We start from the raw sequence: 18,336 nt of genomic DNA on the forward strand, positions 1-18,336 counted from the left end.
CGTTCTCCCTCCTATACGTAATCGATGAAATAGCGTCGGAATCGAATGTGAATCGATGCTCCAACAAGTAAGATTGCGAGCGTCATACACCAGAAGTACACGCCATACCACATATGATCGAGCAGATAGCCCGTTCCGATGAGTGCTGAGCGATACCCCTCAATCAAATAAACGAGTGGGTTTAGCATCAACAACATCTTGAATAACGAGTGATCTGGCGGAATCCACATGATTGGCGTTAAATACATCAACATCCGAATGGCAGATGTCACCATGTTTTGCACGTCTCGAATCATCGTTGCAAGCGCGGACAACAATAAGGAGACCGCATAGAGGAACACGACACCCGCCGGTACGATATACAAGAGTTCAAGCGTATGCCATCCCGGAAAGTAACCGAAGGCACATCCTAAAATGATCGTTAAGGCAATCATCGCTAAGTGGCGATAGAATTGCGCCAAGATGACGTACGCTGGAATCGTACTCAATGGAAAATGCATCTTTGAGACGAGCGCGACTCGACCATAAATCGACCGGGAACCACTTGGAATCGTACTGCTGATAAAGAACCAAGCAATCAATCCGCTGACGAGCCAAAAGACGAACGGAATTCCATCGACTGGATGCCCACCACGAATCCCGAAGCCGAATACGACCCAGTAGACACCGATTTGGAGAAGCGGCGTCATGATCTCCCAAAACCAACCAAGGTATTGCATGCTATATTGACTCTTTGTTTCATAAAGCGAGAGCCGAAAGATCAGATATAGATGATCCTTCAACTCTCCCCCAATCGTTCGTAACGCGTTCATATCGCTTTCGCATCCACTTCCGTCACGCGGTACGTATGCAAATTACCGAAGTTCAGGACTTTGACAACGTCGAGCTCATTGACGATCCCTTTCGTATCGAAGAGTAACGGCGTCCGCATGTAGTTTGCGAGACGACGTGAATCGAATTGTTTGAATTCATCATGATCGACTAAGACGAGTGCTAGATCAGCGCCTTGAATCGCTTCCAGCTCATCGACGAGTTCGAAACGTGTCGAAATCGAGCGTTCGACGTGTGGATCACAGACAGCAACGTCAAGTCCACGGTCGAGCAATTGTTCAATGACTTCGACAGCTGGACTCTCGCGCATGTCGTCGACGTTTCCTTTATACGTGACACCAAAGACAGCGATTTTCGGACGGACACGCGAACCGACGAGACGCGCTGCTTGTTCGGCAACGAATTGTGGCATCTGAACGTTCGTTTGTCGTGCCGTATGAATGATGCGTGCAAGCGATGGGGCTTTTGCGACGATGAAGTACGGGTCGACTGCGAGACAGTGACCACCAACGCCCGGTCCCGGATGATGCAAGTTCACCCGTGGGTGCATGTTCGCCATCTCGATCACATCTAAGACGTTGATCTCTAGCTGATGACATACTTGCGTCAATTCATTTGCGAGAGCAATGTTGACATCGCGGAACGTATTCTCCATCAACTTCGACATTTCGGCTGTCTTCGCATCAGTCCGGACGATTTCACCTTGAACGAATGTTTCGTAGACGGCAGCCCCTGCCTCCGCACACGCTGGCGTCAATCCACCGACGATTCGGTTATTATGGATAAGTTCATGTAAGATTTGTCCTGGCAAGACACGCTCGGGACAATGGACGACATAAATGTCCTCACCGATCGTAAATCCGGCTTCTTCAATCAATGGACGGACATGATCATCCATCGTACGTGGCGCAATCGTCGATTCGACGATGACGACATTTCCTTTTTCAAGGAATGGCAGCATGTTATTAACCGCTGAAATGACATATTTCAAATCACACGATTTATACGTATCGTTTAAGTTAGGAGTTGGAACGGCGATTAAAAAGACATCTGCTCGTTCTGGCGTAAGTGTCGCTCGGAATTTTCCGTTCGCGACGACCCGTTTGATGACATCCTCGAGTCCTGGTTCTTCAATATGAATCGTTCCCGTGTTCAGAAGATTGACGATTTGTGGATCGATGTCGACACCTACGACTTCCGTGCCATGATCCGCGAACATCGCAGAAGAAGGTAATCCAATATATCCTAGTCCGATTGTGCAAAGTTTCATTTTGTCATTCCTCCATCGAGTTAGTCATACTAGCCAACGAACGGTCTGTGGCTTGGCTGTAACTAGACCATAACGACATTTCCTTTGCTTTCCAATGCTTCTAACCATCTCTTAAACCATTCTTCACAGACCTTACATTTCTAGCGTTTTCTATTGTTTTTGTAAATCTTATGAAGCTTTCGCGAATCCTTCGTGTCTATTTGAATGAAACAAAACGACTCGTCAGGAATCCGCCTTCATTGCACGTGGATTTCCCTTCGAGTCGTTGACTATTTCTCTTATTTTGCGTCAGATTCCATGAAAATCGAATCATAGACAGCAAGAAGTCGACCTTTTTCTTGCTCCCAGTTGTATTGTGTCCTTGCTACGCTTGCTCGCTCCTGCATCGCCCGTCGCAAGCTCTCATCCTTCACTAGACGGTTGACTGCTGTAGCAATACTCTGCGGCGATTCGACATCGACGATTAATCCAACTCTTTCTGTTTCGACGACACGACGGATTTCTGGTAAGTCAGCTGCGATGACAGGAATCAACGCCGCCATGTATTCGAATAGTTTGTTCGAAGAAGCAGAATAATGATTGAAACAGACGTTCTGGAGGACTTGAAAGCCGACCGTTGCCGCTACCGTGTAACTTGGTAGTTCAGCAAGCGGAACCTTCTCAATGAAGCGAATGCGAGACTTTTCCGATGATTGGGCAGCCAGTTGCATCAGTTTTCCTTTTAATTTTCCGTCCCCGACGAAAATCAATGTTCCTCGATCGATGAACGGCATCGCTTCAATGAGTCGCTCTAGTCCGCGTCCTTCTTGGATTCCGCCTTGATACAACAAAATCGGCTCATCTTGAGCGAGTGCTAACTCTTCGCGTAACGGTCGCGGTTGCGGAACAATCGGTTCGTAAAACGGATAATTGTGCAAGACAGACGGTCGTGTTCCGTATAACTTTTGGTGGTAATCCGCACGCGTATCATTTTCAACGATCGTCTGGTCGACGAATCGAAGCAACCAGCGTTCTAATTTCCCTTGCATGCTTCCGTATCCTGTCCGATCGGTCTGGACTTCATGCGAATCATAGACGATTTTCGTCCCACGCGCCGCCCCAATCGCTTGTGGTAACGTATTGACATCGTTCGCATGCATGACGTCATAATCATGCTTCCTAGCAGCACGTGTCATACGCAGAATGCCGAAACTGTTGTACAGGGCGTAACGGATGAACCGACTTCGCGTGAGTAAAAAGAGCACGAGTATCACGGGAATCAGCCATGGCGCAAGAAGCGCACCCATCACGCCGATGACAAGGGTCCGTTTTTTCCGTTTGCGAAAGAACGGGAGCCACCTCGCAAAAGGTGGCGTCCGGTCGATTCGAATGACGCGAAACCCTGACATCGGGTATTCGACTTCTGGAAGTGTGCCGTCATTGAGACAGTATAGGTCCACGCGGTGCCCTGCTTCGACGAGTGCCGTACATTCACGTAAGACTCGGGCGTCATTCGTAAAGGGATTCCAAACAAACATTCCAATGCGCTTCATTCTGCGACCGCCTTTCGCGCCTGTGTTCGTTCGATGGCTTCGAACAAGCGCTGTTCATTTTGTTCCCAATCAAAATGGTGTTGGACGTATGCCACACCTGCGCGTCCCATCGCTGCACGTTTCTCTGGATTTCGTGATAACTCGAGAATATGATTGACGATCTCCTCTTTTTTCCGCTGGACAGACACATAACCAGCTCCTGCCTCTTCAATGACATGCGCTGCGTGTCCGGATACCGCTCCGACGATGGCACACCCCATCGCCATGTAGTCAATTATTTTACCGGGTGTCACCGTATCGAATGCTGTACTTTCGACGAGTGTCGCAAAGGCGATGTCACTCTTTGCCAGTTGTTTCAACGCATCCCAACGCGGCATCGCGTCAAGAAACTCGATGTTCGTCAATCCACGTTCCTTGACGAGTCGTTCGAACGTTTGCTTGTGATAACCGTAACCGACGACTTGAAAGCAGATATCCTGCTCTTGTTGAAGTTCCTGTGCGACGTCAAGCAACAAAAACACATCTTGCGCGAGTCCGATATTCCCCGTATATACGACACGTACTTGTTCCGACACTTTTCGCCGTTTGATTAACCACTCGTTTTCCTCGATCGAGTTCGGAATGTAATGAATTTTTTCCGGTGCGACACCACGCCCTTCAATGTACGATCGAAACCCTTCACTATTAATGACCAATTGATCTGCCTGACGGTACATCCACTTTTCAAGCCAGTAGAGCGGAGTCAATAACAAACGCGAATTCGTGATGCCGACGCCAATCAGCGACTCCGGCCATAAATCGCGTACATCGAGAATCAATGGCGCCTTTTTGACATGTTTCGCGACGACCCCGACGAGTCCCATGAAGATGGATGGTGTCGTCGCATAGATGTAGGCGTAGGATTTCGGGTCATGTCGCACCTCTTTTACGGCGAGCACGAATTGTTCCACGAACAAGCGAAGGCGCCGCCATAAATTGTTCGTCGCCCGGACGTCACGTGGTTGGATACGGGTTACATGTGCCGTATCCAAGCTCGGCTCATCCCAGAACATTGAATCCGTATAAAGTTCTGCCGTCGGATAGAGCGGTTCTGACGTCAGCACATGGACGTCACTTCCCGCTTGTTCCATCCGCTTGAAGATATTCTTCATTCGGTTTGCCGCACTCCCGATTTCCGGATAGAAATTTTGACAAATCATCAAGACGTTCATCGACGACTCCGGCGCTGCTTGAGTTGACGTCGGAACTTCCAGTAGCGGACGACGATTTTTCCGAGCTTTGATCGCGCGAGTGAGCGGTATTTTGATTTCCATGATGCATTCGCCTCCAGCAATTCCAGATTTGTCACCAATGCCCCTTCGAACCGATCAAGCAGTGCGGCATATTGTTCTTCGAGCATCTTGTATTGTTCACGCTGTTCCTGTAATTGCTGTTCATGACGTAACGATTCTGCTTGTGCCTGCTCTACTACATCTGCTTGTTCCCCTAACCGCTGAACTTTTCGTTCTAGAGTCTGTTGCTTGCGCTTTAAATCAATGATCGTTGCGAGATGCAATCGCTCCACCTCTTCAAAAGCGTCTTCTAGCCATTCGACTTCCGCTGGTAAAATCGCTCGACCCTCTCGAGGTTCCGGATAGACTTGAATCGTGATCCCTAGCCACTTATCAATCCGCTCGACTGTCTCGATTTTACCGAAGGGTGTTAACTGTTCAAGCAGTCGGTTTAAATAATACGTCCGTTTGTGATCCGCATAATCGTTCACTCCAAATGGGACTGTGATGACGAGTCGTCCTTCTGGTGCGATGAAGGAGACGGCACGGGCGATAAAGCGCTCCGGCTCTCCGATATGTTCCAGTACTTCCGTCATCAAGACTGTATCGAATTGAATGTCAGGTGTGTACGTCATGACATTCGCTTCATGTAATTCCACCTTTTCTTTTACGGATACCGGTTCTTCCAGTAACGCTTGTTTGGCCTCGATGATCGCTTCCGGTAATACATCGATCCCGACGACATGTTTCCCTTCGCGTCCGAGCAAAATCGGGACGACTCCACCTGAACAACCGATATCTAAAATGTGCTCCCCTTTTGCTTGTCGAACAATCCAGTGCACACGTGCGCGGACTTTTTTACCGAATCCACCGCCTAACTGATCGTAGTAGGCAGCCCGGATTTGATCTTTTGGTCGTGCAGTTTTCATCGATGCCGTCATTTCTGCACCTCCTCGAGTAATAGATGTTGAATTCGATCCGTCTCCTGGCGATCTGCAAGCTCCATGAATCGACGAATCAACGGGTTCGTCAACGTGATCGGTTCATAGAAACTGATGATCGTACGTAACAATGCGACACTCGGTGCGAAATCCTTATCACTGCAGTAGCGTAACTTGACAAGATACCAATGCTCAAAGAAATGTTCGAATCGAGTTTCCTTGTATTCCTCTAGCACTCCATAACGAGCGAATTTCTCAGCGCGTGCCCGCTCTCGGACGACACTTCGTTCGAAGAACTTCACCGTCAATGCATTCACGGTTGATCCTGCAACGGCTGCATAGTAATAGTGGATAACTCGATTGACGAGTAAGACACGGTTCGCGCGAAGCATCAATTCTTGGAAGAACAAGGAGTCCTGACCGACCGCACCGACGACCTGTTCCAATTGATGTTCAAGCAAGAAGGTACGACGGACGACGAGTGCTTGAATGCTTTGTACCGCAAACCGATGTTTCAATAGAAAAGCTTTCGGATCCTCACAAACGGTTCGTCCCTGTTTACGAATCGTCGGTAAGGCGATGATGCTCGTCTTCTCGGCAAGCTTTTTCATGTGCCCTGCCACAAAATCAAGTGATGGATCTTTTTCTAGTTCCTGAAGCAAAAAGGCATAGCGATCACTGAGCACCTCGTTATCCGGATCAAGGAACGTCACGTAGTCAGCCCGCGCCATCTCGACACCTTTGTTGCGCGGACGTGAAGCACTACCGCTTCCGCCTGTCTCGAAGAAATAGGTTCTGACATTTCCGTGGCGTCGTGCGAGACGCTCTACCGCTTGACGTGTCGCAACATCCGTTGATCCATCATCTACGAGTAAAATCTCCGACTCCATGAATCGATCCATCCGTGTAAGGCTGGCGAAACATTTATACGTGAGGTGTTTTCCATTGTTATAGATTGGAACGACGACCGACAGTTGCGGAATCTGATTCGTCGGAGCTACTGCCTGCTCGTTCCACTCAAATTGATCGAGCAACAGCGTTTTTCCGTTCAGTTCATCTGCCTGGAACATGTCATATCCGATAGCTGACCGCCAGACGATCGCGCCGTTCCGGCTACCGCTCATCTCTTGTAGATGATACGGATGCTCGCTTCCTTTTCGGACGATGATCGCATCACTGTATTTAAAACCATTCACGAGGTCCTCAAGATAATATTCGCCGTAAGATTCCTTTCCATCCATCCAAGCCACGAGATCGGCTTGATTGTATGTTTGCTCCGTCAGCGCATCCGCTGAGACGATTTCGTCCGGTGTGAGACTTTGTCGATTGATCACGTCACGGATGGCTTCTCCATCTTGGGCAACGACGATCAATAAGCGATGTTTCCGTGTCTCAGGTACTCGTCCAATGAACGCTAGAATCTGATCCATCCGTTCGAAGACTGTATGTTCCGTCATGACGGCACGAAGCCCTTCTGCTCGTAACCGCTCGATCTCTTCTTGCGACGTACGTTCCACGATCGCTGTCGCCTCCTGTGCGTCATGCACGGTGAAGATGTTCGGAAACTCGTTGTTGACGGCGATACTGTAATTCGACAGGATTAAATTCCCGAGTGCTTGTGATTCATAGATGCGACGGGCACACATCGTTTTGCTGTATTTGATGCTATTCAGGTTCAAGACCCAGTCATAACATTTACTGACTTGTTGTAAGGCATCATAAGGAATCGCTGGTGCGACCCGTGATTGATAGCGTTCCGGAAACTGATAGGCTGGTAAATCGAGATGATAATTCCGGTCCACGATATCGAGTTCGTGCGAGGATTGCATCACCCCATCAAACAACATCTCCGTGTCTTTGACACGCTCCGGATATTTCGCCATCCAGCTACCGGCAAATAAAACGCCCTTCTTTCGGCTACGCGTTGCTCCAATCGGATTGTGAATCAATGGATTGACACCAAACGGCATCGCCATGATCCGGTCATGTCCACATAAGACGCGGTATTCAGGAATCATCGCCTCATCTGAAGTCAGGACATAATCGGCAGCTTGAGCCACGTCTTGAAACCGTTCATGGTTGCTCGGATCTTCCGTCGATTGAAAGACGACTGGAATTCCTTTAGCTTTGACTTCCTGCATCATCGAAAGCAACCGTTGGCGTTTTTTTGAATTCGGTGTGGCGACACCTTTCCAATCGTCTCCTCGTAATCCCTTCCATGAAGAGACGACTAAAAAGAGATCAATCTCGCGCTCGAAAACTTCTTCAAATGTATGCGTATTGACGTAATGAAGGTGGACGGCATCTTCATAATAGGCGTACATGAATTCCGAGCAAACAATCGCCATCTCGATTGGTCGCTTTTCATAGTAACGCGTCGTCGTCCGGACCGGAATCTCCGATACATCCAATTGGTTCAGCAGTGATGCTTGGCTATTTTGTCGGTAACGTGTCGTCGTGTTATTAGAAGTTCGAACCGTCGGCAGTCGCAAGACCTCTAACTGACGGAGTTTTTCGAGTGCCTCTTTACTTGCTGTCGTCGCGCTCGTCAGCCGTTTTTTCTCTTCGCGGACCCAGTTCAGTTGTTGCATGATTTGTCGTTTCCATTTTTGATCACTCACACGTAAACACCCTTCCTCTTTTCAACTCTTTCTTAGTCTACGGAAGCAATTCAAAGTCTACTTGAAGGACTTGCAAGGTTTTTGTAAAGACTTCATGAAGCTTTTTTGGATTTTCCTTACATTCCATTTCAGTCAACCTGTATTTCCTAGGAAATCGACCACTTTCGCTTTCTTGTCCGTGGAAGTCATTCACATGTTTTCAAAAACGAATCCTATGCACCCTGATTGTTTTGTATTTAAAAAACGGGGAAACATTACTACGTACTGATAAAAGGAGATGACTGGACATGTTAAACGAAAAAAATCATGATTTACCAGATGAAAAGGCAGATTTACCAGATGAAAAGGCAGACGTTGGTCTTCACCCGGATCCTGATCCAGCTGAGACATCCGATCCCGGCATCAAGCCTGCGGAGACACAACATCCGGATCCTGATCCTGAAGAGCTCGAGCGCGATCGAAAAGATTCATGAATCTTACGCCATAGAAAAAGAGGTTGCGGAAATGATTCCGCAACCTCTTTTGGCATGTTTACTTCACTTTTACTAATAGTTTCCCCGTGTTCGACCCATCAAACAATCCGAGGAAAGCATCTGGTACACGATCGAATCCTTCAAAGATCGTCTCTTCGTATTGTAACTTCCCTTCACTAACCCATTGACCGAGCTGCTCAGCCGCTTCCTTGAATCGTTTGCCATAATCGCCCACTAAGAAACCTTGCATGCGCGCACGCGCGATGATTAATTTCGATTGAACACGTGGACCAATGTCCTGTTGTGCGTTATAACCGGAAATGGCACCGCAGACTGGTACCCGTGCGAATGGATTGAGTCGATCCAGGACTGCATCACCGATTTCCCCACCGACGTTTTCAAAGTAGACATCGATGCCGTCTGGACATGTCCGGTCTAACGCTTCCCGGATGTCTTCCGTTTTATAATTGATGACTTCATCAAAACCAAGATCTGCTTTTAAGTGTTGTAGCTTTTCGTCACTTCCTGCGATTCCGACGACACGTGCGCCTTTGATTTTAGCGATTTGACCAACGATCGATCCAACAGCCCCCGCTGCTGCCGATACGACGACCGTTTCCCCTGGTTGTGGATTCCCGATATCAAGCAATCCGAAATACGCTGTCATCCCTGTCATTCCGAGAACACCGAGTGCTGTTGAAATCGGTGCAATCTGCTCATCGATTTTACGAACGGTTTTCGCATCGACGACTGCTTTTGTTGCCCAATCGAGCATCCCGACAACGACATCACCTGACTTGAGACCTTCACTTTTAGACTCGATGACACGTGCTACGACACCTCCGTGAATCGGTTCATCAATCTCAAATGGTTGCGAATAAGAACGTGCATCGTTCATACGACCCCGCATGTATGGATCGACCGAGATATAGAGTGACTCTAATGCGACTTGTCCTTCCTTCAGCTCTGCTAACTCAAATGATTCATAGCGGAATGTTTCCCCTGTTGGTTTTCCGTCTGGTCGTGCTGCTAATACGATACGTTGTTCTGACATGATTCATGACCTCCTCATTCAATATACTTCTTCACTGTAACAATTCCGTTTCTGAAAGACGAATCCTTTGCTTGTTTGGAATTTTCTAACTTTTCCTTGACGTCCTTCTGTTCTTACCGTAAGATAAAACACAATTCATAACTTTTATACTGTTATGCACAAAAGCGTTACATAAGGAGAGGACTTGTATGGATTCATCTATTTTGCGTCAGCCACGTCAATTTGCCGTTCATGTTTTAAACGGACTCAGTATCGGAATTCTCGTTGCCCTTATTCCAGGAGCACTACTCGGTGAACTCGCTAAGGCATTGTTGCCATATGCGTCCGGAGCCCAACATGTTTTAGATGCCACCACACTCGCGATGCGCCTTTTGCCGATGGTGATTGGTGTTGCCGTAGCCATGCAATTTAAAGTGACACCGATTGCCACCACCTCGATTGGACTCGCGACGGTCGTTGGCTCAGGTGTTGCGACTCGTGCAGATGCGACGTTCGTCTTCGTCGGTACGGGTGACGTCATCAATGCCGGACTGACGGCAGCTGTTGCGACGGCAATCGTCTTATTGATCGGTGAACGTTTCAAGACGTATACGGTGCTTGTCATGCCAACGATTTTGATTGTCGGTGCCGGTGGGATTGGTGTATTGACGTATCCGTTCGTGACACGGATCACGACAGCGATCGGACATGTCATCTCAGACTTTACAGCACTTCAACCTGTCTTAATGGGTATTCTGATTGCGATTACTTTTTCCGTACTGATCGTCTCTCCGCTTTCAACGGTCGGTATTGCTACAGCCATCAGTTTGTCGGGTGTTGCCGCCGGAGCTGCAAATCTAGGCGTCTGTGCCGCCGGATTCGGTCTTGCAATTGCCGGATGGCAGGCCAATTCGCGCGGAACGTCGATTGCTCACTTTCTTGGTTCTCCTAAAATCCAGATGGCGAACTTCATCCGTAATCCCTTGATGATTCTTCCTGTCATGTGTAGTGCTGCTATCCTTGGCGCACTAGCAGGAATGCTCGGCGTCCAAGGTACACCGTTCAGTGCCGGTTTCGGAATGTCTGGATTAATCGGTCCGATCAATGCGTTACATCTGATGTCAGGAGGCTGGACAGTGTTTAACATGACATTCGTTTTGGGATTATTCATCGTCTTACCGGTCATACTTTGTCTATTGTTCCACCTACTCTTCCGAAGATTCCGTCCATGGATGAGTGCAGAGCCATACCGACTGGATTTCGAGTAAGTTCATCGTAATCGCTCTTTTAGCACAAAAAAAGCCAAGCCGACCGTCTAAAAAATAGACGGATCGAGCTTGGCTTTTTAGTACATTTATTTGATTACTGATAGTAAGTCAAGCGGTGTTTCGATGACATGATCCGCCGAATCCCACTCGGATTGTGTTCCAAAACCGTACTGGCATAAGACGACCGGCATCTTTTCCTTACGGGCCGCTTCAACATCGGAAGACCGATCCCCGATCATCCAGTAGGACTCTTCCCCAAACTCCTCACGGTGCGCTCGCAAGATATCCGCCTTTTCTTTCCCGTTGACGGATTCCAAGCATTTCGGACTCGTGAAGAACGAACGAATGTCTTGGCTATCCAGCACAAGGTTTAGATAGTGGTTGCCACAATTACTCGCAGTTGAAATGGTATGTCCCGCAGACACTAGCGCTTCTAATAAAGATCGAATTCCGTCGAACAAGACGTTCTGTTCTGCCATCGTCACTTCTAGATGACCATGTCTTTTTTTACGAATCAACCGAATATCCTCTTCTGAGGCTTCCGGAATCGCCTTACGCCAAAAGGCACTTCCTGCTAAACCATAGCTTGCTTGTACACTTGCTTGAGAAGGTTTTGGAAGATGCGGCATGTCCTCCATCGCCCGATGGATTGCTTCTGTCATCTGTTCCGTTGAATCGATCAATGTACCGTCAATATCGAATAAGATAATTGCCATGTTCCCACTCCTTTTAGATCTCTTTTTTTGCTTTTTTCTTTTTTTGAATCAAGTAGCCAACCGTAATCAACACACCTAAACCAATCCAAACGATTGGATGATTGAGATGGTGCAATTTTCGCCATTCATGCCCGACGGCTTTCCCGCCCCAAATGAAGATCGCTGACCAAAGGAAAAAGGAAATCGTCGTCACGACGGTAAACGTCCAGCGTGAAACACCAGTCAGACCGGCACCAATTGCAAATCCGATCCGCCACATTGGAGACAGAAGAAGGATATAGCGTCCCTTCGTCTCCATTTGTGTCTGAAACTGAAGCATTTTTGTTTCCGAAATCCGAAACCATTTGAACAAACGATTCAATAACCGTTCACTCCCGAACTGACCAATCGTAAAGAAGAGGTTCTGACTAATGACGAAGCTCACTACAGCGAGGAACAACATGAATAAAAGATTCGCCTGTGCGGTATGCACGAGATATCCGGCATACGCGAGCGGTACTTCGCTCGGTATGAATGGAAACATGAGCGTCATCATGATTCCAATATAACCGTATGATTCCATCCAGTGATGTCCCATCTTCGTCCCTCCTCTCTCTTTACCAACTATTTCTAGTGTATCGAAATTTCAAGAAGGCGTACAGGAAACGGCTCTTTGTGGACAAAGAAGAGCGACTTCTGGTGTGAAGTCGCTCGGATCATCTAATTTAATTAATACGCGTCCTCACTTTGTACTGGTTGTGTACGACGCTTTTGTTGTTCATCCTGCCAGTCGCTGAAACGTGTCAATTCTTCGAAGACTGTTTTCGTGACGAAGAGGATGACCGCGATATCGTCTGCGAAACCGAATCCGAGTACAAAATCAGGTACGAGGTCAATCGGTGACACGAGGTAAATCAACGCGCCGATTACTTTTAAGATCGTTGTACGACGAATGTTGCGATATTCACCTGACTGATACGCGCGAATCATATCGACGAACAACGTCAACGGTGAGAAGACGACGGACAAACGAGAGTTACCGTTTACCTTTGCAGTTGCTCGTTGTAACAGCGAGTTCGTCTTTTTCGGGCGATCGATATAATCTTTTGCATCTTCGGCATATTGATTTTGTTGTTTTTCTAATTGTTGATTCGAGAATTTCATTCCTATTTTCCCCCATTCTAAAGTAACTTCAACGCTTTTCTATTTCCCTGTTCCTACGGATGATAATCCTGTCAGGTTTCAGGATATGATGGAACGGTAAAAAAGGGAGAGAAGCGTTACAGAAAGGATGATTTTTATGAATCATGTTAATCAAACCGTCATCATTACGGGAGCCGCGAATGGAATTGGTGCAGAACTCGCCCGCACCTACGCTGCGCATGGCGCAAATGTCGTTCTTGCTGACATCGATCAGATGACAGGAGACGAACTGGTCCAACAAATCGAAGAAGATGGAGGGACGGCTTACTTCTATCACCTCGATATCCAACACGAAAAAGACGTTCAACTGTTGATTGAGAAAGCGATTGAACATACTGGTCGCATCGATATTGTCATTAATAATGCCGGTATCATGATCCGAAAACCGCTACTTGAATTATCGCTTGAGGAATGGGATCGGGTTCATCATACGAACCTGCGTAGTATCTTTTTAACGACCAAGGCGGCTACACCCTATTTAAAACAAAGTAAAAGTGGTGGTCGGATCGTCAACCTCGCTTCGACACGCGCCTTCATGTCGGAACCGCATACAGAATCGTATGCATCGACGAAAGGTGGCATTTTTGCACTGACCCATGCACTTGCTGTCTCACTCGGGGAAGACGGAATTCTTGTCAACGCGATTGCTCCGGGTTGGATCGAAACCGGTGACTATCAAGAATTATCACCTGAAGACCATAGTCAGCATCCAGCTGGTCGCGTCGGAAAACCAAGTGATGTCGCACGTGCAGCTCTTTATCTAACGCATCCAGATAACGACTTCTTGACGGGCGAAACATTGATCCTAGACGGTGGGATGACACGAAAGATGATTTATGAAGAATGATGCGGATGGAGTGCCTTTCGGGGCACTTTTTCATTTTATAAAAACTATATTTATACCTTTTTCAAACATTAATAAACCTTCTATTTATACGATGTTACAAAAATATATCTTCTGACATCATTCGGAAATCAATCAATTACACAATGATTTTTCCCTTCATATCAACATTTTCTATTTATCCTTCTGTTCACGCATCATTATTTTCATAAATTCTTCATACTTTCTGCTAGCTTCTCTTGTATTTTTTTAAAAGAATTGTAAAGTGGATTTTCCGATTTTCTTGTTAGAGTGGGAAAGGTAACACTTTACAAGGGAAAGGAATGACGCTTAGTTTATGAAACGACCTTTCGGAAAGTCACTCGGGCTATCGCTCATGACACTCACTTTACTCGCAAGTCCGCTCATGACGACAACTCCCGTCGACGCGGCAAGTTCATATAAAGAAAAGCAACAACAAAACCAGCAACAACAATCGAAGCAACGCGAGGCGTTGTCTCAAAAAAATAATCAATTATCTAAAGCACAGCAACAAGTCTACGCCCTGGATCAACAGATTAACGGGCTGACATTACAAGTCGTCGAGAATCAAAAGAAAATCGACGAAAACACGAAACAGATTGCTCGATTAGAAGATAAGATTGAGAAGTTGCAAAAGAAAATCAAGAAACAAGAAAAAATGCTCGGTGATCGTCTGGCGGTTCGTCAGTCTAAAGCCGATAATGCCCCTCTACTTGAAGCCGTCTTCGGTGCAAAAGATGTCGGTGATATGATTAGCCGTTTCAATGCCTTCAATACGATTGCGGAAAGCGATGCTTCTTTGTTAAAAGATTACGAATCAAACAAAAAGGAACTGGCAGCTGCGAAAGAAGAACTGAAGCAGACACGCCAAGACTTGATTGAAGATCGTAATGTTTTAAAAAAGAAACAACGTGAACTAAAACAAGAAAAACAAAAACGCACAGCACTGTTGAAACGTTTGACGTCGCAAAAGAAAAAAATCGAATCCAACATCCTCAGCCTGAAAGAGGCATCGGCCCAACTGAAGGCACAGGAAGCAGCTGAAAAAGCAGCAGCACGAGCAGCAAAGGCAGCTGCCGCAAAAGCCGCGAAACAATCCGCAGCACCAGCATCAGTCAGTCAAGCCAGCACGAAAGTCATCTCAAAAGCAAAAGGTAAATTCATCAAACCTGCTCAAGGTTCTGTTTCGCAAGGAATGGGTGCAGCAAGCGGAAGTAATGGTTATGCGTACCACAACGGAACCGACTTCGCTGGTCCACTCAACTCGCCAATCGTTGCATCTGCAAGCGGGACAGTCATCTTAGCAAGTTCAGGTGGTCCTTACGGCAACCACGTCTATATTTCTCATAATATCGACGGGAAAACATATACGACCGTGTATGCCCATATGAATGCCTTAAACGTTAAACAGGGACAACAAGTCAAACAAGGACAGCAAATCGGTGTTCTCGGAAGCACCGGTAACTCGACTGGTCCACACTTGCATTTTGAAATCCACGATGGTGGATACCAGTATGATGCGAATGGACGGACGAATGAGCTCGATCCAGAAAGCTTCTTCTAAGTCGATTCAAGAAAAAGTGCACGCCTTCTCTTCCCAAGAAGGCGTGCACTTTTTGCTGTGTTCATTAAATTTTGAATTGATGTGTCTGACTGTCAAGCGACGTCGTCGTCGATTCGAGTTCTTGCATCAATTGATGAATCTGTTCGAACGAGGCCTGTTGATCACGCATCGAAGCAGCGATCTCTTCATTTCCGGCTGCAAGTTCTTCCATGACACCACTGACTGTACTGACTTGACCAACGACATGGCGGGCTTGCTGTTTCGAATGTACGAGTTGTTTCGTCACGTAATCGAGCGTTTCCGTCACACTTGCTACCTTTTGACGTGTCTCACCAAAAGCTTGCTGGACGTGCGTAAAGTTCTCGACCTGATTCGTCTGCTCCCGCTCCGCTTGCACAAGTGCTTCTTGTAAGACAGCCCCGTCCTGACGAATCGAACGAACGAGTGAGAAGATCGAACGCGTCGCCTCATTTGTCTCATCCGCTAACTTTTTAACTTCACTTGCCACGACGGCAAATCCACGACCGGCTTCTCCAGCCCGTGCCGCCTCGATGGCCGCATTGAGTGACAATAAATTCGTCTGCGCGGAAACTCCGGCGACGAGTTGCGCCATCTGTTCGATTTGTTGCGTCTGTTCTAAGAAACCTTCCAGTTTCTGACCAAGTTCGCGATTTTGTTCTGTTGACGCGCGAAGTGACCGTGCTTGCTGTTCCATGACGGAACTACTTTGAACCATCACGTGATCGGCCGCCTGTCCTTCTGCATAAGCGGTTTGCGCGCGTTGTTCACTCTCTTCAAAGAGCTGTTGCATATCGGACATCGTACTGACTGTCGTCTGGATATCGTCCGACACCGTTTGAGTACCACTTGCCATTTCATTGATCGCATGGGTCATGTTGCCAGAAACTTCAACGATGTTTGCGTTCTCTGTCGTTGCTTCCGTACTCATCTGACGAATCGTATTCGACGAACGACTGATCGTTCCGATGACCTCATGCAATGTTCCTTGCATCTGCGCAACCGCTGTCTCGAGTCGACCAATCTCATCTTTTCGACCGGATACGACTAATTCCTGCGATAAGTCTCCGTCCGAAATCTGTTCTGCTGTCCGAACGACACGGCTGATCGGTCGTGTGATGCTACGTGCGAAGTACCAGTTGTATAACGCAAGACCAATCAGGAGAATGAATGTCGCAATCAATACGGTCCGTGTCAAATTCAATGTCTCGTCTTTCGCTTCACGTTGTAAGACATCATAAAACTCTCCATTTTTCGTATGTAACGTGTAGAGATCACTGAGGACACCTTCGATTCGTGCGGCATGGGAACGAATCTCAATCGGATTCATTGCGTCCGTCAGTTCCGTCCGTTTCGCAGCGAGCGTCTTGTATTTCATATCCGCCCGGTTCAACTCTTCTTGAAATGCTGGAATCAAATATGTCTTCTGTAGCTGATTCAAGGCTTGTTCGTTCTTTTTACTAAGTGCCTGTACTTGCTCCGCCTGACTTTCAGACGGTTGGCTTGCCAGTCGGTTCCATGCTGCCTGTTCGTATAAGAGCTTCGTTTCAAGCTCTGAGATCTCAACGAGTTGTTTCCCGTAATCTTCGTTGTAGGACTGAATTTGACGCAGTTGGAACAAGGTCCATCCCATCAAGATGACGACACTCAAAATCGTCACTAACGTGGAGAGTAAAAATCGTTTCCGTAACGTCATTGGATCGTCACCTTACCTTCGAGCACGTCTTGTTGTAGCTGCTCTAATTTTTTTCGTTCCCCGTCCGTAAAGTTCGTGTTTCGGATTGGCGCCAACTGGATTGCCCCTTCTTTGACACCCAGGACGACTTGTCCGGACTGTAGACCCTTCGCAGCCACACCTTGTCCGATTTTCGTAATCGCAAGATCAACTTGTTTTAGCATTGACGTCATGACAGCGTCAGGTGCGATCGGGGTTTGATCGCTATCGACACCAATCGCTTTTTTTCCTTTCGTTTGCGCTGCCTCCAGGACACCGCTTCCCGTCAATCCAGCAGCTGCGTATAATACGTCTGCCTTTTTCTGCATCATTTCGTTTGCGAGCGTCCGTCCCTTTTCCGGAGCTGCAAAGTCCTCTGCATATTCGACGAGTACTTTCGTTTTTGGATTGACGGCTTTAGCGCCAGCTATGTATCCCTTTTCAAACTTCTCGATCAGCGGCGACTTCATCCCACCGACGAAACCAATCGTATTCGTCTTCGTTTGGATACCTGCAGCCGCACCCGCTAAATAGCTTCCTTCGTCCTCTTTGAACGTAACCGAGAGTACGTTCGGTAACGTCGATACAGCATCAATCAAGGCGAATTGTTGTTTCGGATATTTTTTTGCAACCGTTTCAAGATCCGTCTGCCCCATGAATCCGAGTCCGACGATGACGGTCGGTTTCTTTTTCGCCAACACTTCGAATGCTACTTTATAGGTCTTCGTTTCGTTCAACTCTCGGTAATCGATTGACCAACCTTCCTTCTCCCGTAACAACGCCATACCGCTCATCGCCGCATCGCTGAATGATTGATCGCCAAGACCAACGTCCGACAAGACGACTGCCATTTCTTTTCGCTCCTTGACTGCCCGTTCTGGATCATCAATGACACTGCCGCACCCTGCGAGGCTAAGTGTCGATGCCAGTATGATTCCGCTCCACCGTTTCATTCATTCCACATCCTTCCGACATTCTACATCTGATTATCGGAAGCGATGTCTGACTTCTTAATACAAAATTTAAATTCAGAATAG

General features: G+C 47.4%; 16 protein-coding genes. 4 read left to right on the forward strand and 12 right to left on the reverse strand.

Features of this window, described 5'->3' with window-relative positions:
• Positions 1-11: 11 nt before the first annotated feature.
• The 6 genes from B4C70_RS05580 to B4C70_RS05605 form a co-directional block, all read right to left on the reverse strand.
• Positions 12-812, reverse strand: a complete 801-nt coding sequence (locus tag B4C70_RS05580; protein ID WP_290777431.1) for an ABC transporter permease — start codon at positions 810-812, stop codon at positions 12-14.
• Entirely contained in the window at positions 809-2,101 is a 1,293-nt protein-coding gene (locus tag B4C70_RS05585) for a nucleotide sugar dehydrogenase (RefSeq protein ID WP_290777433.1), read from the reverse strand. Before B4C70_RS05585 ends, B4C70_RS05580 begins: the two co-directional genes overlap by 4 nt.
• A 278-nt stretch (positions 2,102-2,379) precedes the next feature.
• A complete protein-coding gene (locus tag B4C70_RS05590; RefSeq protein WP_290777435.1) occupies positions 2,380-3,633 on the reverse strand; it encodes a glycosyltransferase in 1,254 nt (417 codons plus the stop codon).
• Positions 3,630-4,946 carry a glycosyltransferase family 4 protein gene (locus tag B4C70_RS05595; RefSeq protein ID WP_290777436.1) on the reverse strand — a complete coding sequence of 439 codons (1,317 nt, stop codon included), beginning with the start codon at positions 4,944-4,946 and terminating at the stop codon, positions 3,630-3,632. Before B4C70_RS05595 ends, B4C70_RS05590 begins: the two co-directional genes overlap by 4 nt.
• Entirely contained in the window at positions 4,841-5,845 is a 1,005-nt protein-coding gene (locus B4C70_RS05600; RefSeq protein WP_290777438.1) for a class I SAM-dependent methyltransferase, read from the reverse strand. The genes B4C70_RS05595 and B4C70_RS05600 overlap by 106 nt, the downstream gene beginning before the upstream one ends.
• Positions 5,842-8,466 carry a glycosyltransferase gene (locus B4C70_RS05605; RefSeq protein WP_290777440.1) on the reverse strand — a complete coding sequence of 875 codons (2,625 nt, stop codon included), beginning with the start codon at positions 8,464-8,466 and terminating at the stop codon, positions 5,842-5,844. The genes B4C70_RS05600 and B4C70_RS05605 overlap by 4 nt, the downstream gene beginning before the upstream one ends.
• Before the next feature lie 287 nt (positions 8,467-8,753).
• Here B4C70_RS05605 and B4C70_RS05610 point away from each other — a divergent pair, with 287 nt between their 5' ends.
• On the forward strand, positions 8,754-8,939 hold the full coding sequence (locus B4C70_RS05610) for a hypothetical protein (RefSeq protein WP_290777442.1): 186 nt from the start codon (positions 8,754-8,756) through the stop codon (positions 8,937-8,939).
• A 58-nt stretch (positions 8,940-8,997) separates the two neighbouring features.
• Here the strand turns inward: B4C70_RS05610 and B4C70_RS05615 are convergent, their stop codons facing one another.
• Positions 8,998-9,993 (reverse strand): NADP-dependent oxidoreductase, encoded by a 996-nt coding sequence (locus tag B4C70_RS05615; protein ID WP_223041452.1) that lies wholly within the window; start codon positions 9,991-9,993, stop codon positions 8,998-9,000.
• Between the two features lie 188 nt (positions 9,994-10,181).
• Between B4C70_RS05615 and B4C70_RS05620 the strand changes: the two genes are divergently transcribed.
• Entirely contained in the window at positions 10,182-11,240 is a 1,059-nt protein-coding gene (locus B4C70_RS05620; RefSeq protein ID WP_290777445.1) for a PTS transporter subunit IIC, read from the forward strand.
• Between the two features lie 86 nt (positions 11,241-11,326).
• On the opposite strand, the gene B4C70_RS05625 is transcribed toward B4C70_RS05620, so the two are convergent.
• The 3 genes from B4C70_RS05625 to B4C70_RS05635 form a co-directional block, all read right to left on the reverse strand.
• Positions 11,327-11,956 (reverse strand): HAD family hydrolase, encoded by a 630-nt coding sequence (locus B4C70_RS05625; RefSeq protein WP_290777447.1) that lies wholly within the window; start codon positions 11,954-11,956, stop codon positions 11,327-11,329.
• A 13-nt stretch (positions 11,957-11,969) separates the two neighbouring features.
• Positions 11,970-12,533 (reverse strand): DedA family protein, encoded by a 564-nt coding sequence (locus tag B4C70_RS05630; protein WP_290777449.1) that lies wholly within the window; start codon positions 12,531-12,533, stop codon positions 11,970-11,972.
• Between the two features lie 131 nt (positions 12,534-12,664).
• Complete coding sequence (locus tag B4C70_RS05635) at positions 12,665-13,099, reverse strand: YkvA family protein (protein ID WP_029341012.1); 435 nt, start codon at positions 13,097-13,099, stop codon at positions 12,665-12,667.
• Positions 13,100-13,235: 136 nt separating this feature from the next.
• Here B4C70_RS05635 and B4C70_RS05640 point away from each other — a divergent pair, with 136 nt between their 5' ends.
• Positions 13,236-13,985: an SDR family NAD(P)-dependent oxidoreductase gene (locus B4C70_RS05640; protein WP_290777451.1), complete on the forward strand. Its 750-nt coding sequence runs from the start codon at positions 13,236-13,238 to the stop codon at positions 13,983-13,985.
• 334 nt (positions 13,986-14,319) lie between these two features.
• Positions 14,320-15,567 (forward strand): murein hydrolase activator EnvC family protein, encoded by a 1,248-nt coding sequence (locus B4C70_RS05645; protein WP_058704808.1) that lies wholly within the window; start codon positions 14,320-14,322, stop codon positions 15,565-15,567.
• 64 nt (positions 15,568-15,631) lie between these two features.
• Here the strand turns inward: B4C70_RS05645 and B4C70_RS05650 are convergent, their stop codons facing one another.
• Positions 15,632-17,281 carry a methyl-accepting chemotaxis protein gene (locus B4C70_RS05650; protein ID WP_290777455.1) on the reverse strand — a complete coding sequence of 550 codons (1,650 nt, stop codon included), beginning with the start codon at positions 17,279-17,281 and terminating at the stop codon, positions 15,632-15,634.
• Positions 17,278-18,252 (reverse strand): BMP family lipoprotein, encoded by a 975-nt coding sequence (locus B4C70_RS05655; protein WP_290777457.1) that lies wholly within the window; start codon positions 18,250-18,252, stop codon positions 17,278-17,280. Before B4C70_RS05655 ends, B4C70_RS05650 begins: the two co-directional genes overlap by 4 nt.
• Positions 18,253-18,336 lie beyond the last annotated feature (84 nt).

It is taken from the genome of Exiguobacterium sp. UBA5002 (genome assembly GCF_002396765.1).
In the GTDB taxonomy this organism is placed as follows: domain Bacteria; phylum Bacillota; class Bacilli; order Exiguobacteriales; family Exiguobacteriaceae; genus Exiguobacterium_A.